The following is a 22,004-nucleotide window of genomic DNA, read 5'->3' as shown; positions in this document are numbered from 1 at the left end:
ATTATAATGAATCATATAAGCTGATCAAGAAGGGGACGATGAGAATGGCTGTACCGTATAAGCATGAGCCGTTTACCGATTTTTCTGTTGAGCAAAATCGGCAAGCATTTCAAGCAGCATTAACCGATGTTCAATCGAAGCTTGGACAAGAATATCCGCTTGTGATTGGGACGCAACGCGTAACTACAGAAGAAAAAATGATTTCGCGCAATCCGGCGAACAAGGCAGAGATTGTCGGCATGGTATCAAAGGCGACGAAGCAATGGGCGGATGAAGCGATGGAAGCAGCGCTCCAAGCGTTTGAAACATGGCGAAATGAACCTGTTGAAGCACGTGCGCACATTTTATTTCGAGCAGCGGCTATTTTACGCAGAAGAAAGCATGAGTTTTCCGCACTTTTAGTAAAAGAAGTGGGAAAGCCTTGGAAAGAGGCGGATGCTGATACGGCAGAAGCGATTGATTTTCTCGAGTATTACGCGCGCCAAATGATGAATTTACAGCGCGGCATCCCTGTGGAGAGTCGTCCTGGTGAGCACAATACGTTTCATTATATTCCGTTAGGGGTCGGGCTTATTATCTCTCCATTTAATTTCCCGTTGGCGATTATGGCTGGCACGACTGTAGCGGCTATCGTAACAGGAAATACGGTTATTTTGCGCCCGTCGGACCGTGCGCCTGTCGTGGCTGCGAAATTTGTCGAAATGATGGAGGAAGCAGGGCTGCCAGCTGGGGTACTAAACTATTTGCCAGGCGGCGAAGCGGAGGTTGGCGAATATTTAGTCGAGCATCCAAAGATGCGTTTTATTTCGTTTACTGGTTCACGAGCTGTTGGTTGCCGCATTTACGAACGAGCAGCGATCGTTCAGCCTGGACAGAAATGGCTTAAGCGAGTGATTGCCGAGATGGGTGGAAAAGATGCGATCATTGTGGATCGAGAAGCCGATCTTGAATTAGCGGCACAATCTATTGTTGCATCGGCTTTTGGCTTTTCTGGACAAAAATGTTCAGCCTGTTCACGGGCGATTATCGTTGAAGATGTGTACGAACAAGTGTTAAACCGCGTCGTCGAGCTGACAAAACAGCTAAAGGTGGGGAATCCAGAAGAACGGAGCACATTTATGGGGCCGGTTATCGATCAAGCGTCATTTGACAAAATTATGGGATATATCGAGATTGGCAAGCAAGAAGGCAGACTGATGGCTGGAGGAGAAGGAGACGATTCAACAGGATTTTTTATCCAGCCAACGATTTTTGCCGATGTCCATCCAAGCGCACGGATTATGCAGGAAGAAATTTTCGGTCCAGTTGTCGCTTTTACGAAGGCAAAGGACTTTGACCATGCGCTTGAAATGGCAAATCATACGGAATATGGATTAACAGGAGCTGTCATCTCGAGAAATCGTGCCCATCTTGAAAAAGCTCATGAGGAGTTCCATGTTGGCAATCTTTACTTTAATCGCGGCTGTACAGGTGCGATTGTCGGTTATCAGCCGTTTGGCGGCTTTAATATGTCAGGAACCGATTCAAAAGCAGGGGGCCCTGATTATTTAATTCTTCATATGCAAGCAAAAACCGTAAGTGAGGCGTTTTAGGAGGACAGACGATGTTAGCACAAATCTCAAAAAATATGTTTCTATATGCTTCGCAAAGCAAAGCATTAAATAAAGCAGCTAAAAAATGGGGGCTCCGGTTTGGAGCTTCCCAGGTTGTCGCTGGTGAGACGATTGAAAGCGCTATTGCTAAAGTGAAAGAGCTGAATGAAAAAGGGCTTGTTTGTACGCTTGACCATTTAGGCGAGTTTGTTTCGAGCCGGGAAGAGGCGATTGAGGCGACAGAATATAATGTGAGAACGCTAGAGGCCATTCATAAAGCGGGGGTCAACAGCAATCTCTCTGTTAAACTGACACAACTGGGGCTTGATATTGATTGGCATTTTTGCCTTGACAATATGAAAAAAATTATGGAAACCGCTAAGCGGTGCAATAACTTTGTGCGCATTGACATGGAAGATTCCGCCCATTGTCAGGCAACATTAGATATTTTGCATGAATTGCGCAAAACGTATGACAATGTAGGGACAGTCATTCAAGCCTATTTATATCGCGCGGAGCAAGATGTCAAAGATTTAAAAGGAGTCTCTCTTCGCTTAGTAAAAGGCGCTTACAAAGAACCACCTGAGGTGGCTTATCAGGATAAACAGGAAGTAGATGCCAATTACATGAACATTATTCAACAGCATTTATTAAGCGGAAGCTACACGGCCATTGCTTCACATGACCATAACATTATTGCGAAAGTGAAGCAATTTGCTAAAGAGAACAATATTCCGCGCGACCAATTCGAATTTCAAATGTTGTACGGATTCCGCACCGACATGCAGCAACAGCTTGCGGCTGAAGGATATAAAATGCGTGTGTATATTCCGTTTGGCAACGACTGGTTCGGCTACTTTATGCGCCGCCTAGCGGAACGACCACAAAATGTCGCGTTTGCGTTAAAAGGGTTTTTTGGCAAGTAAATCGTGAATCATCGCTTTTCGAAACAGGGAAAATCCAAAAAACGGCTGCTGCGCCATGCCTAGTCATGGCGGATGACAGCCGTTTTTTGTGTATGGTATTTAGTTAACATGGATTTCATGAGACTCAGCTAGAGCATCCTTGCTTTTTCTCACACTGGCTGTTGCATGTGTTCGATCGCTGTTCACACCATTTTGCCTGTCATTTCTCAGGGAATGACAAAAAAGCGATCCCTTTCCCAAACAAGCTAAGCGCAGCGGCGGCACTTAAGCATGGTATGCTTCTTCAAAGAAGTAGTGCCAGCTATCATTTTGTATACATAAGCATTTTTGTATATGTATATCATCACGATAATGACGAGAGGAACATCATAGAAGGTTTCTAAAGCTTCATGCCTAGATGTTAATTTGGAAAGGAAATGCTAAATAATTGAAACTTTTGTTAAAAGGGGTATAATGGTAGCTGATGCCTCTCTGCCATTGGTCAGGGAGACTTCTTAGGGAAATGCTTAAAGTTAATAGAAAGGGAGAGAAAAGATGTATACAGGTGCTCAGCAGGCTGCTTCTGTTCGGATGACAGTCTATCCTATTTTGTTTGCCATCAGCATGGGCCATTTGCTTAATGATGCCATGCAGGCCGTTGTCCCTGCGCTGTTTCCGATTTTGGAATCATCGATGAATTTATCGTATATGCAAATTGGTTGGATTGCGTTTACCTTGAATATGACCTCTTCGGTTCTTCAGCCTGTTGTTGGCTTATTTACGGATCGGCGTCCTTCCCCATGCTTTCTGCCGCTGGGAATGGCTGCGAGCCTGTTGGGAATGGTCGGTTTGGCGCTGGCGCCTAGCTTTCTCTTTGTTTTATTATCGGTATTATTAGTAGGGCTTGGTTCTGCCGTGTTCCATCCGGAGGGAGCAAGGGTGGTTTATTTTGCAGCAGGAGAGAGACGAGGGTTTGCCCAATCGATTTATCAGGTAGGAGGAAATACAGGAAATGCTCTTGCTCCGTTGTTTACGGCTCTTGTTTTTGTACCGTTTGGCCAAAAAGGGGCTGGATGGTTTACAGTGGTGGCACTGCTGGGCATTATGATATTATCTCGCGTATCACGGTGGTATTCTCATAAACTAGAACAGCGAGAGAAAGACCGTGCCCAAAAAACAGCGGTAAAATTGGAAGGGCAAAGGCGGCAACGCGTTCTCTTTGCTTTAATTCTATTAATCTTTTTAGTGTTTACTCGCTCTTGGTATTCGGCCGGTATTTCCAACTATTATCAGTTTTATTTGACTCAATATTACCATATTTCAATACGAGAAGCGCAGCTGTACTTATTTATTTTTATGATCGCTGGAGCGATTGGCACGTTTGTTGGCGGCCCGCTTGCCGATCGATTTGGAAAGAAGAATTTAATGCTGTTTTCTACAGTCGGTACCGCTCCGTTCGCCTTGTTGCTTCCGCATCTTCCGCTCGGATGGGCGCTGCCTGTGCTCTTTTTAGCTGGTTTTATTTTATCGCTTAGCTTCTCAACTTTTGTCGTGTATGCACAAGAGCTGCTTCCAGGAAATGTCGGAATGGCCTCTGGATTAATTGTTGGTCTTGCGTTTGGAATGGGAGCGTTAGGCGCGGTCGTACTTGGTAAAATTGCCGATACATACACGCTTAAATCGTTGATGTGGATGTGCAGCTTTTTACCACTGCTCGGAGTGTTGACTTATTGGCTGCCGAAAGATAAAGACCGGTCGGCAGCTTTGGGGCATTAAGAGCAGGAAAGTTGTGAAAAAGCTGAAGGGTGAGGAAGAATCATAGTCAATAAAGGCGGTTCGTAAGCTTCTGCTTGCGAGCCGCCTTTTGCTGTTTGCTGCTCGTTTCATGCCATCTTTCGCTCTTTCCGTTTTAGCGGCGCAAATCCAGTATGGCTGATTTTAATTATTCACAAATCTCGATCGAATGCCCATGGTATCTAAACGTCATGGCAAGACGGAACGAATCATGTCTACAACCAAAAGACTGAGCATGGGTGTGACAAAAGACGTTGAAAAAGGCCAAGCTTCATATGGATGCAAATGCTTACATATCAAGTGGCATCGATTATCCCCCCGCTTGATTTTGTAACGTTTGTCTATAACGATAACAAAATGAGGGTAGCGGGTCAAAATATTTCCATTAGCCTTGCCGCGACCGTCCATTTTCCACAGCTCGTTCGTTCTATTTCCAAGCTGCATTTATATATTTTTATAAAGGGAGCATTCCTGTAATGAGGAAAAATGAGGTTTGAAACAAAAAAGTCCCCTTGGTATGATACAGGGTGTCATGGCCATGACCCCTAACTAATAAACCAAGGAGGACTCGATATGAATTATAACCGAAATTCGAAAATTAGACAAATCACTGAACAAACGTTAATCATTGGCGTTGATATCGCAAAACACAAACATGTGGCAAGAGCTCAAGATTATCGGGGAATGGACTTATCAAAGGCCGTTGTATTTGAAAACTCAAGAATAGGGTTTCAAACGTTTTTAAATTGGGTACACACCTTGATGAACCAACATGAAAAAAGAGATGTCATCGTAGGAATGGAGCCAACCGGACACTACTGGTTGAATCTCGCTTATTTTTTAACTTCACATGACATCCTATGTGTGACAGTCAATCCGATGCATGTGAAACGAAGTAAAGAGCTGGATGACAACTCTCCTACGAAAAACGACGTGAAAGATGCGAAGGTCATTGCCCAACTCGTCAAGGATGGCCGATATTCCATCCCGATTCTTCCAGAGGGAATCTACGCAGAATTACGTGAAGGCGTGAAACTTCACGATATGATGACACAGGATCTATATGCGGTTCAAGCTCAAGTACACAATTGGCTGGATCGATATTTTCCTGAGTTTCTTACGGTGTTTAAAGATTGGACAGGAAAAGCAGCGCTACAGCTTTTGAAATTGGGATATCTGCCAAACGAAATCGCAAAGATTCCATCCGAACGGCTTCTTGTAGAAGTCAAGAAAGTGGCGAAACGAGCTGTTGGAATGAAGCGAATGGAACAGTTCAAAGAGGCTGCCAAAGTCTCCATTGGACTTCAACCGGGCACTCAAATGGCCAAAGAAGAGTTACGTTATTTACTCGAGAAATACGAGTATTTAACCCATCGTCTAGACGAATTGGAAAAGCAGTTAAGTGAAATGGTTCAAACGATTCCGGGGGCCAAAGAGATGTGTGAGATCAAAGGCATCGGAGAAATGACCGTGGTTGGTTTTTTCGCTGAAGTGGGCAACCTCCACCAATATCAGCATCCACGCCAAATCATTAAATTGGCGGGGCTGAACTTAAAAAAGAATGAATCAGGGAAACATCGAGGAAAAACAACGATTAGTAAGCGAGGACGAAAACGACTGCGCGCCCTCTTATTCCGAGTGGTGATGCCTTTATCAACGAAAAACAAAGGGTTTAAAGCCTTACATGAATACTATCGCACACGGACTCATAATCCATTAACCGGTAAGCAGTCTCTTGTCGCTTTATGTAGTAAACTCATTCGAATCTTATTCGTCATTGGTCGACGTCAAATTTCGTTCAGTGAAGAGAAAATGATACAAGATATTCCACACTTAAAGACATTATAGGAAATCGCCTAATCTCAAACAATGTATCGAAGATAGACATTAGAAGCACGGAGAAGTCGGTCGTAAATCCCCATTCGGGCATAGACCCAGCAAGTGAGCATATTCCGACCTCCACCTCATGGATAGGTTGAACGAAGGAATGTAGGAGCGAAGGACTCCGTGAGACATGGGAGGGTACACCGCCATGAGACAAGTGGAGATCCATTGGTGCGATCATAAGGAAATGACCTCCATTTTTAAAAAATTGGATGATGGAGCTTGTCCCCCTACATTCTATCTATCCAAAAATTTATAGATATTCAATATCTATCCTTATTTCTGATGTCTACGAAACGTCTATGTTCATGAAAATCGAAGAAATTCAAAGAAAAAACGAGAAAATTGATATTTTATAGAGGGAGGGGTTTGTGTGTATCAACCAAAAGATTCATCGCAATCGCCACGCTTTTGTGGCGTTCGCACATTTATGCGGCTAGAGCATATTCGCACAACGGATAACGTTGATTTTGCGGTACTTGGTGTTCCGTTTGATACGGCTGCTTCTAATCGAACGGGACAGCGATACGGTCCGCAACACATTCGAAATTTCTCAGTACTGCTTCGTCCGTATAATCCAGATATGGAGATTGATATTTTTCAATACTGCTCTGGAATCGATTATGGTGATATAGATGTTGTTCCTGGAAATGCGCTGCAGACATATGATCGGATTGTCAAGGAATTGCGTCCTCTTTTGCAAAAAAATATTATTCCCATTATGATGGGCGGAGATCATTCCATCACATTAGGACATTTGCGGGCATTTTATGAACGTTTTGGGCCGATCGCGCTTGTTCATTTTGATTCGCATGGAGACACATGGGACCATTACTATGGAGAGAAGTATATGCATGGTACGCCGTTTCGCCGGGCTGTAGAAGAGGGATTGCTCGATGTGGATCACTCCATTCAAGTCGGTATGCGCGGACCGCTCTATAGCGCAGATGATATCGAGGATGCACGCCGTCTCGGCTTTGAAGTGATTCCGATGAAGGAGGTTCGGAAAACAGGCTTTTCTGAAGTGATGGATCGCATTCATCAACGAGTGGGAGATCGGCCTGTTTTTGTTTCTTATGACATTGATTTTGTTGATCCGGCATTTGCTCCTGGAACCGGTACACCGGAGGTAGGAGGGCCTACAAGTTATGAAGCGCTCGAATATGTGAGAGGACTTGATGGTTTAAACATCGTTGGTTTTGATCTAGTTGAAGTATTGCCTTCATACGATCCGGGTGAAATTACGGCTGTGCTGGCCTCCGCCATTATTTATGAAATGATCACACTCATCGCTTTAAAGAAAAGGCGGTCATATCAAGAGAGGTGATCTGGCGTTGCTAGACAATGAAAGGATGCGGAACAGAAAACAGACCTTTAGCTGGGGCGCCTGATTTTGAGTGGTCGGCAAAAATGAGCTTGAAACCTAGGAAAAACGTGTATTCAGCCAACATCTAAAGTGAACGGTTGAAGGGATGGCGGATCATCGGCCTTTTCGCTTGAAAGCAGCAGGGTGGATCAGCATCCTGCAAATGTGGCTGAGAACATTCTTTCCGCGCTGTGTACTGGTATCATCATAGCGGGGTATGAATAAACAAATTTCATTCGCACAAGGGGAGAAAAAAGATGAGAGAAAGCAATTGGATTCATCTATTTCAACAAATGCCGGATTTGCTTGCGCCAACGATGGCAAAAGATCATCCGAATTTGCCAGTTGTAAAGGAGGAAGGCTGCTATTATTACGGGGTGGATGGAAAAAAATATCTTGATTTTACTTCCGGGATCGCCGTAACAAACATTGGTCACCGTCACCCGAAAGTAGTACAGGCGATTAAAGATGCGGCAGACCGTCTGCTGCATGGACCGAGCGGGGTCATCATGTATGAGTCCATTCTTCGTTTGGCCAAAGAGCTCACACCGATTATGCCTGAAGGATTAAACTGTTTCTTTTTTGCTAATAGCGGAACGGAAGCGATTGAAGGAGCGATGAAGCTGGCCAAGCATGTTACGAGACGTCCGTATGTGATATCGTTTACGGGCTGTTTCCACGGGCGTTCCTTAGGATCGCTTAGCGTCAGCACCTCCAAAAGCAAATATCGCCAATATTTGCAGCCAAACGGATTGACGTATCAGCTGCCATACGCGAATCCGAAAACGTGTCCAGACGGTGAAGATCCGGATGTTTATTTTGCTCATCAACTAGAAAAAGAAGCTTCGGCTTTATTTGCTCATCAAGTGACCCCGGAAGAAGTAGCGTGCATGATTTTAGAACCGGTATTGGGAGAGGGAGGATATATTGTTCCCCCAAAAGGATGGCTGCATAAAGTAAGAGAAATTTGTGACCGACATGGAATGTTGCTTATTTTTGACGAAGTGCAAACAGGATTTGGACGCACGGGGGAATGGTTTGCCGCACAAACATTTGACGTTGTTCCAGATATTATGGCTATTGCGAAAGGAATCGCTTCAGGTCTTCCGCTAAGTGCAACGGTGGCTTCTAAAGAGCTGATGCAGCAATGGCCGCTAGGAAGTCACGGAACAACATTTGGCGGCAATCCGATTGCCTGCGCGGCAGCGCTGGCGACATTAGAAGTATTCAAGGAAGAAAACGTGCTGGAAAATTGCCGGACTGTTGGCCTATATGCTCGTGAACGGTTGGATGAGCTCAAAGAAAAACACGCTGTGATTGGCGAGGTGCGCTCGATCGGATTGATGATTGGCATTGAAATCATTGATCCAATGACAGGGGAACCAAATGGAGAGGGGGTGATGAATATTTTAAACCGCTGTCTGCAAAAAGGGGTTCTTTTCTATTTATGCGGAAATCAAGGAGAAGTTATTCGCATGATTCCACCGCTGACTGTGACGAAGGAGCAGATTGATGATGGCTTGCGCATGCTGGCGGAGGCGTTAGCGGAGTATGAAAACGAAATGGGCTTTCGTTCATTTGAAGCTAAAATGACAGGCAGATAGCGGCGGGTTTCTTGATGAAAACAAGAATGGGGGAATCGGGATGAGCGTGCTTGATACAGGTGTTATTTTGGTTTATTTTCTCCTTTTAATCGTCGTGGGGATTTTAGGAGCGAAAAAAGCGAAAACGGCGGAAGATTACGCGCTTGCAGGCAGAAATCTTGGTTTGTTTATTTACCTTGGTTGTTTATCCGCCGTCATTCTTGGCGGCGCTTCAACGATTGGTACGGCCAAATTGGGGTATCAATTCGGGCTTTCAGGCATGTGGTTTGTCTTTATGATTGGTCTGGGCATCACTCTATTAGGCTTGTTTTTTATTAGGCAGATTTACGGAGCGAACGTTACGACGATAAGTGAATTGCTAGGAAGGCGCTACAATCAAGAAGCTCGTTTAATCAGCGCGATTGTGGCGGCGATTTATACCTTAATGGTTTCTGTTACGCAGGTGATCGGAATGGGCAGCATTATACACGCGGTGCTCGGTTGGTCTATGACGACCTCCATGCTTGTGGGAGGCGGCATCGTCCTATTTTATACGATCCTCGGCGGAATGTGGAGTGTAACGATGACAGATATTATTCAGTTTCTTGTGATGACTATCGGCATCTTTTTCATTATGCTGCCGATGAGCTTATCTCGCGTCGGCGGATGGGAGGCGCTCTCTCAACAGCTTTCGGCTTCTTATTTTGATTTTACCTCTATCGGATGGTCCAGCATTTTTCAATACTTTCTCTTATATACATTAGGAATGATCGTTTCTCAAGATATTTGGCAGCGAGTATTTACAGCACGAACCACGAAAATCGCTCGAGGCGGAGCGGTGTATGCCGGGGTGTACAGCATTGCGTATGCGTTAGCTTTAAGTATCATTGGCATGTGTGCAGTGATTGTCTTTCCAACCATCAGTGATCCGCAAAACGTATTTGCCAGCATGTCGCTCGCTATTCTTCCACATGGGTTATTAGGTCTCATTTTAGCAAGCGTGTGTTCTGCGCTCATGTCTACCGCCTCAGGAACGCTGCTCGCTTCCTCGACACTGATCTCACACGATATTTTGAAGCAATATTGGCTAAAAAATATGAGCGACCAGCATGTTGTACGATTATCGCGGATCATTACCCTTGTGGTCGGTGTGATCGCCATAATCTTTGCCATTTGGATTCAAGATGTGCTCGTTGCTCTTGACGTGGCTTATGCGATTTTATCAGGTGCCATTTTCGTCCCTGTTATTCTTGGTTTCTTTTGGAAAAAGGCAACAGCGAAAGCAGGGCTGTATTCGATGGTCATTAGCTCACTTGTCGTATTTGCTGGTTTAGCGTTGGAAGGCCTCAGCTCGACGAAACCGATTATGTATGGCATCGTAGCCAGCATCGTATCGATGATTCTATTTTCCTATTGGCGCCCGGCTTCTCATCTTCAGTCCGATCATCAAATGGTCATCGAAGAATGGGAAGACGAGCAAAGAGTGCTATGAGAAGGCAAACCGTATAAAACAAGCCGGCTTTTATGGAAGCTATGTGCCCGGCTCTCTGTTTGAAAAAAGATGCTGAGATTTAGCATCTTTTTATTTTATTGTCCATATTGATCATCGGCAAAAGAAAGTGGAAATGTTTTCGAGAGGCAAAGGAAATCGACGATCGTCGATTCTCTGTATTTTATCAAGCGATCATATAAATAAACGTTTGATCGTTTATAATGATATAAATGAGGAATGAAGACATTGTCTATAAAAAGAAAATAGAGAACAGGGCATCTTGCTGTCTTTGGGAGAGAAGATATCGCTGTGCTTTTTGAATTTTAGGGATGGAAAATAAAGGAAATGTATATATTTGTAGCGATCGTTCTATTTGTTCTGGCAGGATTAGCGGAAATTGGCGGAGGATATTTAGTTTGGCTGTGGCTTCGTGAAGACAAGCCAATGATACATGGAATGCTGGGAGGCCTACTTCTTGTTCTTTATGGGATTATTCCCACCTTACAGCAATTTCCGAATTTCGGTAGAGTTTATGCGGCTTATGGGGGCATTTTTGTTGTACTTGCTGTTCTTTGGGGATGGGGAATGGATCGAAAAGTGCCTGATTCCTATGACTGGATGGGTATGCTTCTTTGTTTAGCTGGCGTAGCTGTCATGTTATGGGCACCAAGACAGTGACCGTTTTTTGATGACATTACTCGGTTTTTGTTTGCCGAACTCACTTTGTGAAAGGCACAGCTTCAAAGATCAGCTGCTTTATGTGTTGTTATCAATTTAGTTATTTTTTACAAATAATAGAAATAGAACAAGAATCAAAGCCATTTGGTAATGTGCTATTAACATAGACGGAGAATATCTCGATAGAGCCAGTGGTTTTGCCCATAGCACTCAAGATGAGGCTGGATAAAATGGATTGGAGTTTATCTGTTTGTATGTGTATTTTTACAAATAGGGAGAAAAAAATGGCGTTGCGTCCTAACCGATTGCGTCCTGGAGATACCATTGGCATTATTTCCCCTTCATCGGGGGTTGCGGCTTTATGTCGAAGACGGTTGCAAAGAGGGATCGCCGAATTAGAGAGACTAGGATTTAACGCTGCCGTTGGCAAGCATGCTCAAAAACAAAATGAGTATATGGCAGGTACAGTGGAAGAGCGTCTAGAAGATTTACATGATATGTTTGCCAATCCGCGTATTCATGCCATTATGACTACTATTGGCGGCACTTGCTCTCATCAACTGCTTGAGGAGCTGGATTATACTCTTATAAAGCACAATCCAATCTTAACGGAAGAGGTCCTAAACAACACCGATGTTTTAAGGAGGAATATTTGTGATGAAAAAATTGAAAGTCGGAGTAATTGGTTGTGGAAGTATTGCTAAACACCGCTATTTGCCGGAATTTTCGGAAAATGAACACGTAAACATTGTCGCTGTATGTGATAGTAATAAAGAACGCGCAGTCGAAATAGCTAAAAAATATCATGTAACACCTTATACAAATTATGAGGACCTTTTGTCAAATGAAGAAATTGATGCCGTTAGTGTCTGTACGCCCAACTATTTACATGCCCCTATCTCCATTGCTGCCCTAAAAGCAGGGAAACACGTCCTATGTGAAAAGCCAATGGCGACAACAAAAGAAGAAGCTGAGGAAATGATTGAAGCTTCCAAACAAACTGGAAAGAAATTAATGATTGCCCATAATCAACGCTTTGTAAGCTCCCATGTGAAAGCCAAAGAGTTAATTGAAAAAGGAGAAATCGGAAAAATCTACAGTTTCCGCACAGCTTTCGGGCACCCCGGACCTGAAGGATGGAGCGCTGATGGAAGGGACAGCTGGTTCTTTAAAAAGGAGCAGGCGGCAATGGGAGCAATGGGCGATTTAGGTGTCCATAAAGCAGACTTAATTCGCTTTTTACTTGGTGAAGAAATTATCGAGGTAGCCGCATTTGTCGAAACAATAGCAAAGGAACAAACAGATGTCGATGACAACGCCGTTTGCCTCTTAAAAACAGAGAGCGGCATTATCGAAACCCTAGCTGCTAGCTGGTCATACAACGGAAAAGAAGACAACTCAACCATCATTTATGGTGAAAAAGGAATTTTACGTTTAGAAGACGACCCAGACTATTCTTTAGTAGTCCAATACAAAAATGGAGAAGTGGTCAATTACAAGCTTAGTGCCATTCAATCCAATGAAGAAGGCGGGCAAACAACATCACACGTCATTGACCAATTTGTTGAAAGCATTCTAAACGACCAAGAACCGCCGATATCGGGAGAGGAAGGAATGAAATCTTTGCTAGTCATTCTTGCTGCGTTCGAAGCAGCCCAAGCAAAAAAAGTCGTACCGCTAACATTGGAAAGAGTCAAACAATAAAAGATGTGGGGATTAAATCTTTGGGCGGGAAAAATCCATGTGTTGGACTTATTTCAGGAGGGAAATCACAAAACAGCAGGATCAAGGCATGAAGCTGCGGAAAAAAGAACCTCACCCTCGAATAAAAGGGATCAAGCTTTGGATCAAGCACTCAAAGTGGCGGATAGCATTATTCGAAAATCGTGAAAAAGGGTGCTAAAAACACGAAAACTAGTGCTAAACCGCGATCAAAGCCGCAAAGCTGAAAGGAAAGTCCAGATCCGTAGTCAAGGAGCTTCATTATCAAAAAATGTCAATTCGAAGCCGAATAGCAGCGCTTCAACCTCATACAAACTAGCCCCAAAAGATATGAACTTAGAAATAAAGCACCAACATATAAAACATGAGTGCTGTCCTTTTTATTTGAGAACAGGTTTGTTTGCTTAGTTGTCGAGCTTAACCGAACAATTCATGAAACGAGACCAACGGCGAAGAGGTGTCACCATGAAAAAATTAAGAGTCGGTATGATTGGAGCAGGGGGAATCGCTACATTTCGCCATATTCCAGCATTTCAGCAATTAAATGAAGCAGCCGTCACGGCTGTTTGCAATGTAAACATCGATAAAGCAAAACAAGTACAAAACCAATTTCATATTCCACAAGTTTACGAGAATTATAAAGATATGCTGCCACATGTCGATGCCGTTGTCATTTGTACCCCGAATAAATTTCATAAGGAAATGACTATTGCGGCACTGGAAGCCGGCGTTCATGTTCTTTGTGAAAAGCCAATGGCGATGAATGCGAGTGAATGTGCGGAAATGATAAAAGCGAAAGAAAAGTCCGGGAAAATATTATGGATCGCCTACCACTATCGCTTTATGAAAGAAGCACAAGCAGCAAAAAAAGTGATCGATGAAGGTGAAATTGGTCATCCGCTTGTTGTCCGTGTCAAAGCATTACGGCGGAGAAAGGTTCCAGGATGGGGGGGTTTTACCAATAAGGACTTGCAGGGTGGAGGTTGCCTCATCGATTACGGATGTCATCTATTAGACCTTGCTCTTTGGTTGATGGGAAATCCAAAAGTGAAAGAAGTCACAGGTGCCACCTATAACGTACTTAGTAAAATACCAAATCAAGTAAATGAATGGGGCAGCTTTAATCATGAAACATTCAATGTTGAAGATCATGCGACAGCCTACCTTCGTTTTCAAAATGGAACAAGCCTCCTTTTTGAAACATCATGGTCTGCTAACATTTCGAAAGATGAAGATACTCTTTCCATTTCTGGCGAAAAAGGCGGCTTAGACGTTTTTCCTTTTACCTTAAACTATGCGAAACATGGGATGCTGTTTAATAGTGTGGCTGTCTATATTCCCGAGGAAAAAGAGGAAGGGTTTTTACAGGCAAAAGCATTTGTGGAGGCGTGTCTTGGATTAAAAGAACCTTTAGTGAAACCAGAAGAAGCGATGCAAGTTTCACATATAATTGATGTGATTTATGAAAGTAGTGAAAAAAGTAAAAGCATATTACGAACGGAGATGGGAGGAAGTTTGTCATGAAACTAGGCGTATTTACAGTGCTTTTTTCTAATAAATCGTTTACAGACATGCTCGATTACGTGAAAGAAGCAGGATTACACGCAGTCGAAATTGGAACAGGAAACTATCCAGGTTCTGCTCACTGCAACCTTGATGAATTATTAGAAAGCAAAGAAAAGCGCGAGCGCTACCTTAAGGAAGTAGCATCTCGTGGGCTCATGATCAGTGCATTTAGCTGTCATGGAAATCCCCTTTCTCCCGACCAAAAATTTGCGAAGCAATCCCATGAAACGTTTGTTAAAACCATTCAGCTTGCGGAGATGATGGAGGTTCCTGTTGTGAACTGTTTCTCTGGCGTTAGTGGTGACCATGAAAAGGCGAAATATCCAAACTGGCCGGTTGCCCCTTGGCCCAATGAATACAATGATATTTTAAAGTGGCAATGGGAAGAAAAGCTTATTCCATATTGGAAAGAGTGGGGGAAATTTGCTCAAGATCATAACGTCAAGATTGGTCTAGAATTGCATGGTGGCTTTTTAGTTCATTCACCATATACGATGTTAAAGCTTCGTGAGGAAACATGTGAAGCAGTAGGCGCAAACCTTGACCCAAGTCACCTTTGGTGGCAAGGGATTGACCCGGTAGCTGCGATTAAAATTTTAGGAAAAGAAAAGGCTATTCACCATTTTCATGCAAAAGACACCTATATTGATCCAGACAATGTCAATATGTATGGTTTAACGGACATGCAGCCATACGGTAATGTTCAAACAAGGGCCTGGACATTCCGGTCTGTTGGATGCGGTCATAACCTTCAAGAATGGTCTGATATGATGAGTGCCCTTCGCACATACGGATATGATTACGTCGTCAGCATCGAACACGAAGATCCACTCATGTCGATTGAAGAGGGATTTAAACGCGCTGTCAGCAACTTAAAACAAGTCTTAATCGAAGACCAACCGACCAATATGTGGTGGGTGTAATGGGGGAGGGTGGACCTCTTTTATGAAGGCTTTTGCAAAATAATGGATGGCGCATACTTTAATGAGCAGCAAATATTTTCTAATTCATGAACCTCTCCTACCTCCACTCCGTTAAGAGGTGGGAGAGGTTCATTGCTGGACGTTTACTAGAAGGAAATTCATGGGAAGAGGTATTGCGTGATTTTATATCGTATATTATCGAAATAGCAAGTGGCAAAGCAGTCAATCATAAGAAATCATCATGTTCACGACATGGCCATTTGGAAAACAGGGATTACACTATAAAATGATAAGAATGGAGGCATGATACTGATGACGTCTCGTTTGCTCCCATTATTGAAAGAGGAAAAAATCATCGCGATCATTAGAGGAGTTTCACAAGATTCCATACAACCAATTGCCGAGGCTTTATGGTCGGGAGGAATGAAATTTTTGGAAATCACAATGAATACCGATAGAGCTTTAGCCGCTATTGCGAAGCTAAGAGAAACATATGAAAACCGCCTTTATATTGGTGCGGGGACGGTGCTGGAGCTTGAAATGGCGAAAGAAGCGGTTCGGGCGGGAGCGCAATATATTATTTCTCCTCATCTAAATGAACAAGTAGTTGCTTATTGTGTCGAACAAGGGATCGACGTATGGCCTGGTACGATGACACCTTCCGAGATGTACAGGGCCTATCAGCTAGGGGCGAGCGCTGTGAAAGTGTTTCCGATCGGAACTTTAGGAGCGAACTATATTAAAGAGGTAAAAGCTCCTCTTCCTTTTATTGAAATGATTGCAACAGGAGGCGTCAATACAAAAAATATGATGACAATATTAAATAATGGGGCCATTGCCGTCGGATTAGGAGGAAATTTAGTCGACAAACAGCTTGTGCAACAAAAAAACTACGATGAACTCACAAAGCGGGCGCGTATGTTTGTTGAGCTTGCTAAAGGGGTTGGCAGCGATGCAGCAAAATAATGATGTTGATGTGGTGACAATTGGGGAAAGTATGATTCTTTTTCAACCAATGACAGACGGCTCCTTAAGGTACTCTCCTTTATTTACCAAATCGATAGCAGGCGCTGAATCCAATGTGGCCATCGGGCTTACGCGGCTCGGCAAAAAAGTAAGATGGATCAGCCGTGTTGGATGCGATCCGTTCGGCGATTTGATTGTTAGCACGCTTGCCGGGGAGGGAGTCGATGTCTCCTGCGTTATTCGTGATAAGAAGGCGCCGACCGCCATTTATTTTAAAGAATTTAAAGGTTACGGCGACCCAATGATATATTACTATAGAAAATATTCAGCAGCAAGTAAATTTTCCGAAGCAGATATCCAACCTGAGTGGTTGGCCAACGCCCGTCATCTGCATGTAACCGGAATTACGCCCGCACTAGGCGAACGGACGGCAGATTTTATTAAAAAAGTGATGGAGCAAGCGAAAGCAAGAGGATTAACTGTCTCATTTGACCCGAACTTACGCCGAAAGCTATGGAGCGAGGAGCAGGCGCGGTGCGTTTTATTGTCATTAATGCCGTTGTGCGATATTTTTTTACCTGGATTAGAAGAAGCAAAATTTTTAATTGGTGAGCAACCAGTCGCAGAGTATGGAAAGCAGTTTTTGCAAATGGGCCCCAAGCTGGTTGTTATGAAGCTTGGACAAGAGGGATCTATTGGCTTTTATCAAAATGAAGCGATCCAATCCCCCGCTTTTCGTATGGATAAGGTTGTTGATCCAGTAGGGGCCGGAGATGCGTTTGCCGCGGGCTTGCTGTCTGTGCTGTTAGATGAAGATCAGCCGCTCGATGAGGATGTTTTAAACATTTGTTTACCTAAAGCATTAAAGCGGGCGAATTTATTAGGCGCCCTAGCTACACAATTTAAAGGAGACTGGGAAGGGCTGCCTTCTATTCGTGAAGTGGAACAATATATAGAGGGACAGGAAATAATCACAAGATAAAAAGAAACGGCGGAAGATGCGTAAAAATCTTCCGCTTTTATTTTTGCGAAGCAACAGCGAAGGAAAAAATCAACAATGAGGAAATAGCAACAAAATTATCGCTAAGGAATTGACTCTATCGTTACAGGAGATTTTATGATATGAGTAAGTTCATGAAGGAGGAAGATGGCGATGTTCAAAATAGGGGAATTTGCCAAGTTAAATAAAGTGTCGGTCCAAACTTTGCGCTATTATGATGAAATTGGCCTGTTAAAGCCGATCAAAGTGGATGCGCAGACAGGCTAGCTCCAAGAAAAACGGTGATTTGGTGTGAATGGGCAAGCGCTGCTTCTCTTTTATTAGTTTACCTCGCGCTTTTACTGGGAACGTGGCACATCATATTTTTGGCCACATTCTTTTCCGCCATGTTATCACAACTATCGCAGCCGGCAGGGATGAAATTATACAAAAAGCATGTTCCTTCCGAGCAAGCACAGAGTGGTGTGGCATTGCTGCAAAGTTTATTCGCGATTTTTACGGTTTTAGGACCGAGCATTGGAACGTTTGTCTATCAGACGTTTGGTATTTATATGACGCTTTTTATTGCTTTTATAATGTTTGTATTTTCTAGTTTTGCTCTTATGTTTATTCCGGCTGATCAGAATCATCATCCGCAAATGGCGTCTCCTAGCGTAATGAAAGATATGCTGGCAGGGATTCGCCATATATTTTCTAACAAAGTATTGACATTATTGTCGGGTTGCGTTGCCGCAGTTGGCTGCGGCGTCGGACTGATTTCGCCGCTTAGCCTTTTTGTTGTGACGGAGAAGCTGGGCTTGGCGGCGGAAAAGCTGCAATGGCTGACGATTCCGTACGGCGCGGGCGAAATTATAGGAGGATTTATAACAATAGCTGCAGCGACACAGCTTTCCCCGCAACTTCTTTTAGCAATCGGACTTCTTGTTAATGGATTTGGAATTTGGGGAGTAGGCCATTCGACAAATTTAGTGTTGACGATGCTGCTGCAATTTTTAATTGGTTTGACGCAGCCTTGTATTTTTATTGGTATTACTACGTTAACCATGCAATGTACAGAAGAGGCGTGGATTGGACGAGTAATGGGCGTTCGCACATTGCTTATGACAGGCACAATGGTTGTGATGATGGGATTAGCAGGACAATGGAAAACACAAGTTTCGCTTGCAAGTATTTATTCTATTTCTGCATCGCTATTTATGATTGCGTTGATCCTAACGATCCCTATTTTTACGATAGCAAAGCGAGAAGGTAGAGAATGTTGTTAGTAGAAAGCACGGTGCAATAAGGAAAAATTTATTGCAAAATGGGGGTGTTTGTTCATCAAAGTTAGAAGATAGGAACACTTTTGTTTTTGCTATTTAACATATTTACTGAGAAGTCCCTCACCTCTAAATCGAGTGTAGGTGGGAAAGGTTCATATTTGTAAAAAGCTTGTGTGTTTCCATTGGTTAGGTTAGAGGGCGCGGAGGCTTTAACCGCGCTCCTCTATTTTTTTAATCGCACCGGCTACATTGTAATCAAAAGGATCTAATTCGGTTGGTTGCCCAAGGACGAGTTTGGCGAGTTCACATCCTAAATAAGGGCCGGCCGTTAGACCGGACGCCCCTAAGCCGTTGGCCACATAAATGCCGGTAAAGCCGGGAAGCGCTCCAAAGACAGGAAGGAACCCTGGGGTATATGGGCGAAATCCGACTCTTATTTCGCTATGTGTGCAATCCGATAATCCGGGTGCGATTGCTAACGCTTTATGTAATATTTCATACACTCCCCCTGCGGTTGCTCGACAGTCGAAACCGACACCGTCTTCATGGGTCGCTCCGACAACGATTCGCCCGTTTCGAAAAGCAAGCAAGTATTGGTTGCTTGGGGGCATGACGACAGGCCATAAATCTGTATCTTGTTCTGGTTTTTCAAGATGAATGATTTGCGCGCGTTGCGGCGTGACTAAAAATTCGATGCCGAGTGGCAGCAGCAATTCTTTTGCCCATGCGCCGGCTGTGATGACGACCGCGTCAGCCTGATAATAAGTGCCAGCGACTTCCACACCGTTCACATGCGAGTGTTGATGAACAATCTTGGCGTTTCCTTTTATATAGGTAGCCCCCAGCTTTTGGGCGGCTCTCACTAACGCATCGCGTAATGCTTTGCCATTGACGCGCGCTGCTCCGCTGACGTAAACAGCCTCGTAGCCTTCAGCCAGCGCTGGAAATAGCTGTTTTGCTTGTGTAAAGGATAGCTTCGTCACTTCTCCGATTTCCGGCGCTTCTTGGCGGCGCTGCAGTGTGCGATCCATCATCTTTTCAAGTTTTTCTTTATCTGTATGCAAACAAAGGGCCCCTACTCGTTCATAGCCTGTTTCTGTTTCTCCATGCGATTGAAGTTCTTGAATGAACGAAGGATAAAATTTGGCTCCGCCTCTGGCTAAGCGGTACCAAACTTGGTTGCGGCGCTGGGATACCCATGGACAGACAATGCCGGCGGCTGCGGCGGTGGCTTGGCCTTTGTCGCCGCGATCGATGATGGTGACGGCTGCTCCCTCTCTTGCTAAATGGTAGGCGGTTGATGCTCCTAAAATGCCGGCTCCTACAACGATGTATGATTTCATGAAAAACACCTTTTCTGTTTATTTTTTCGCACTATTAGAATAGCATAAATCAGACGATTTTCGTAACACTCCCTTTATATGCTGGGCAGTTTCGTCCTAAGAAGCTCTCCGCGATGAACCTCCTCCACCTCCACTTCGCTTAGAGGTGGGAGATTTCTCGGTGGATGATATTAAAAAACTAGGTTTGGCTGAGCTCTCTATTCAATTGAGATTAAGAGGGCTTTCTTGCTGATGCATCAACAGTGGTCTCCAAATGAACAGGTGATAACCGATTTCGACAGTCGATTACTGGCCCTTTATTACAAAAAATGGAAATCTGCTGTGAGTTGAATCTTCTGATGAGAAAGCTGGCATCAACAGGAGATGAAAGTCGACCAAAAAACGAGCAAACCAGAAAATGCATCTATCGTTATAAGGTTTTTATTTTTGCTGGAAAAAGGATTTTATAGAAAAAAAAGCGAAATAAGGGAAAAGGATATCGAGAAGAGGGAGGAAGCTATTATGGAATCTGTCCGTTTATTGACGGAAGCTGATTATGAAGAGGTTTTTCGTCTATCAGAATATGCCTTTCAATATAAGCTTACAGAGCAGCAAAAGATGGTTCGCAAACAATGGATGGATAAACAAGAGATTTTGGGAGATTTTGAGAATGGCCAACTTGCTGCAAAAGTGCATTTGCTGCCATTTACGGTTTTTATTCACGAACAAGAATGGGAAATGGGAGGGGTAGCCGGCGTAGCGACATGGCCTGAGCATCGCCGGAAGCGAAAGGTGGCCAAGCTGTTAACAAAATCGTTGGAACGAATGAGGGAGAGCGGGAAAAGTATATCATTCCTCCATCCGTTTCAAGTGAATTTTTACAGAAGATTTGGCTGGGAGCTTTTTGCTTCTTATAAGAAATTAATCATTGAGAATAAGCAGCTCATCCCATTACCAGAAGCAGCAGGACGAATGGTGAGAGCCTCCTTTCAGAATGTGGATCTGTTAAACAGCGTGTATGAAGGCTATATTCGTTCATATAACGGCGGATTAAAGCGCGATCATTTTTGGTGGGAGCATTTTGTGTTCTCCAAAGCAGAGCATGCGGTATTGTACATAGATAAGGAGCATCAAGCAGCAGGGTATTTGTTGTATGACATGCAAAACCGGCAAATGCATGTGAAAGAAATGGTGGCTGTTCATGAAGAAGCAAAAAGAGGGCTATGGAACTTTATTTGCCAGCATGATTCAATGGCAGACCAGGTGACGATTGTGACCACTGTTGACGATCCGCTTCCTTATTTGTTGAAAGAGCCGAGAATCGTCCAAGAAATTCATCCGTACTTTATGGCGCGAATCGTTGATCTAGAACGCTTTTTGCAAGCGTATCCTTTTGTGAAACAAGAGAATCCGCTGTTTTGGCATGTGCATGATGAAGTGGCGCCGTGGAATTCAGCTATTTACCAACTGGATGAGAAGGGAGTGAAGGTATTTCGCAAGACAACAAAAGAAGAATCCGCTTGTCTGCATCCACCCAAACGGGGGCTTTTGCTCGATATCAATACGGCGGCTGCCCTGCTGCTGGGGTATGTGCGACCTTGGTCATTATATCAGATGGGCAAGCTGAAGGGAACAGAAGCCGAAGTCAAACAGCTGGAGGCGATGATTTCGCCAAAAACGACGTTTTTTGCTGATTTCTTTTAAGGGAGGATTGCTGCATCGCCATCATGTCAACTCTCCCCCATGTCCGCTTGCTCGCCATTAAAGTGGGAGCCTCCTCGCCTGAAAATAATGAAGGTGAGCAGAAAAGCATTGATAAAGAGAACAGAGAATTTCGTTGATTGGGAGCGCCATCTTTAAGGATGTCTTTTTTATTTGGAAAATTATCCCTAATTCCATCGATTGGTATATTCAGCTTTAGGGATCGTGCTGATAGAAAGATTAGCAAC

At 43.8% G+C, this 22,004-nt stretch carries 18 protein-coding genes and 1 pseudogene; 18 read left to right on the top strand and 1 reads right to left on the bottom strand.

Annotated features, from left to right (window positions below):
• The first annotated feature begins 44 nt into the window (after window positions 1-44).
• The 17 genes and pseudogenes from pruA to GFC28_RS04975 all read left to right on the top strand — a co-directional run bounded on the left by pruA (window position 45) and on the right by GFC28_RS04975 (window position 18,736).
• Complete coding sequence (pruA, locus tag GFC28_RS05055; RefSeq protein WP_044745235.1) at window positions 45-1,592, top strand: L-glutamate gamma-semialdehyde dehydrogenase; 1,548 nt, start codon at window positions 45-47, stop codon at window positions 1,590-1,592.
• 11 nt (window positions 1,593-1,603) lie between these two features.
• Window positions 1,604-2,518, top strand: coding sequence for a proline dehydrogenase family protein (locus tag GFC28_RS05050; protein ID WP_044745234.1), 915 nt, complete (start codon window positions 1,604-1,606; stop codon window positions 2,516-2,518).
• A 534-nt stretch (window positions 2,519-3,052) separates the two neighbouring features.
• On the top strand, window positions 3,053-4,273 hold the full coding sequence (locus tag GFC28_RS05045) for an MFS transporter (protein ID WP_044745233.1): 1,221 nt from the start codon (window positions 3,053-3,055) through the stop codon (window positions 4,271-4,273).
• A 303-nt stretch (window positions 4,274-4,576) separates the two neighbouring features.
• Window positions 4,577-4,768, top strand: a complete 192-nt coding sequence (locus tag GFC28_RS05040) for a hypothetical protein (protein ID WP_066329407.1) — start codon at window positions 4,577-4,579, stop codon at window positions 4,766-4,768.
• A gap of 96 nt (window positions 4,769-4,864) precedes the next feature.
• On the top strand, window positions 4,865-6,139 hold the full coding sequence (locus tag GFC28_RS05035; protein WP_066329411.1) for an IS110 family RNA-guided transposase: 1,275 nt from the start codon (window positions 4,865-4,867) through the stop codon (window positions 6,137-6,139).
• Window positions 6,140-6,548: 409 nt separating this feature from the next.
• Window positions 6,549-7,502 carry an agmatinase gene (gene speB / locus GFC28_RS05030; RefSeq protein ID WP_044745484.1) on the top strand — a complete coding sequence of 318 codons (954 nt, stop codon included), beginning with the start codon at window positions 6,549-6,551 and terminating at the stop codon, window positions 7,500-7,502.
• Window positions 7,503-7,798: 296 nt separating this feature from the next.
• Window positions 7,799-9,145, top strand: a complete 1,347-nt coding sequence (locus tag GFC28_RS05025) for an aspartate aminotransferase family protein (RefSeq protein WP_044745483.1) — start codon at window positions 7,799-7,801, stop codon at window positions 9,143-9,145.
• Between the two features lie 40 nt (window positions 9,146-9,185).
• A complete protein-coding gene (locus GFC28_RS05020) occupies window positions 9,186-10,616 on the top strand; it encodes a sodium:solute symporter family protein (RefSeq protein WP_044745482.1) in 1,431 nt (476 codons plus the stop codon).
• 351 nt (window positions 10,617-10,967) lie between these two features.
• Window positions 10,968-11,294 carry a YnfA family protein gene (locus GFC28_RS05015; RefSeq protein ID WP_156487564.1) on the top strand — a complete coding sequence of 109 codons (327 nt, stop codon included), beginning with the start codon at window positions 10,968-10,970 and terminating at the stop codon, window positions 11,292-11,294.
• A gap of 230 nt (window positions 11,295-11,524) precedes the next feature.
• A complete protein-coding gene (locus GFC28_RS05010; RefSeq protein WP_044745480.1) occupies window positions 11,525-11,998 on the top strand; it encodes an LD-carboxypeptidase in 474 nt (157 codons plus the stop codon).
• A complete protein-coding gene (locus GFC28_RS05005; RefSeq protein ID WP_044745479.1) occupies window positions 11,952-12,998 on the top strand; it encodes a Gfo/Idh/MocA family protein in 1,047 nt (348 codons plus the stop codon). Before GFC28_RS05010 ends, GFC28_RS05005 begins: the two co-directional genes overlap by 47 nt.
• A 483-nt stretch (window positions 12,999-13,481) precedes the next feature.
• On the top strand, window positions 13,482-14,540 hold the full coding sequence (locus GFC28_RS04995) for a Gfo/Idh/MocA family protein (protein WP_044745477.1): 1,059 nt from the start codon (window positions 13,482-13,484) through the stop codon (window positions 14,538-14,540).
• Entirely contained in the window at window positions 14,537-15,505 is a 969-nt protein-coding gene (locus GFC28_RS04990) for a sugar phosphate isomerase/epimerase family protein (protein ID WP_044745476.1), read from the top strand. Before GFC28_RS04995 ends, GFC28_RS04990 begins: the two co-directional genes overlap by 4 nt.
• 312 nt (window positions 15,506-15,817) lie before the next feature.
• Window positions 15,818-16,471, top strand: coding sequence for a bifunctional 4-hydroxy-2-oxoglutarate aldolase/2-dehydro-3-deoxy-phosphogluconate aldolase (locus GFC28_RS04985; RefSeq protein ID WP_044745475.1), 654 nt, complete (start codon window positions 15,818-15,820; stop codon window positions 16,469-16,471).
• A complete protein-coding gene (locus tag GFC28_RS04980; RefSeq protein ID WP_044745474.1) occupies window positions 16,458-17,453 on the top strand; it encodes a sugar kinase in 996 nt (331 codons plus the stop codon). The genes GFC28_RS04985 and GFC28_RS04980 overlap by 14 nt, the downstream gene beginning before the upstream one ends.
• Before the next feature lie 171 nt (window positions 17,454-17,624).
• Window positions 17,625-17,735, top strand: a pseudogene (locus GFC28_RS18715) (MerR family DNA-binding transcriptional regulator); the annotation flags it as partial.
• 17 nt (window positions 17,736-17,752) lie between these two features.
• Window positions 17,753-18,736, top strand: coding sequence for an MFS transporter (locus GFC28_RS04975; RefSeq protein WP_052661015.1), 984 nt, complete (start codon window positions 17,753-17,755; stop codon window positions 18,734-18,736).
• A gap of 206 nt (window positions 18,737-18,942) precedes the next feature.
• Here the strand turns inward: GFC28_RS04975 and GFC28_RS04970 are convergent, their stop codons facing one another.
• The gene (locus GFC28_RS04970; protein WP_044745473.1) at window positions 18,943-20,076 is read right to left on the bottom strand and encodes an NAD(P)/FAD-dependent oxidoreductase; all 1,134 of its coding nucleotides are present in this window, start codon (window positions 20,074-20,076) and stop codon (window positions 18,943-18,945) included.
• Between the two features lie 501 nt (window positions 20,077-20,577).
• Here GFC28_RS04970 and GFC28_RS04965 point away from each other — a divergent pair.
• Complete coding sequence (locus GFC28_RS04965) at window positions 20,578-21,759, top strand: GNAT family N-acetyltransferase (RefSeq protein ID WP_044745492.1); 1,182 nt, start codon at window positions 20,578-20,580, stop codon at window positions 21,757-21,759.
• The last annotated feature ends 245 nt before the right edge of the window (window positions 21,760-22,004 follow it).

The sequence above is a fragment of the Anoxybacillus sp. B2M1 genome (assembly GCF_001634265.1).
In the GTDB taxonomy this organism is placed as follows: domain Bacteria; phylum Bacillota; class Bacilli; order Bacillales; family Anoxybacillaceae; genus Anoxybacteroides; species Anoxybacteroides rupiense.
The sequence above is the reverse complement of the archived record's forward strand: the minus strand, read 5'-3'. Positions and strand labels throughout refer to the sequence as shown.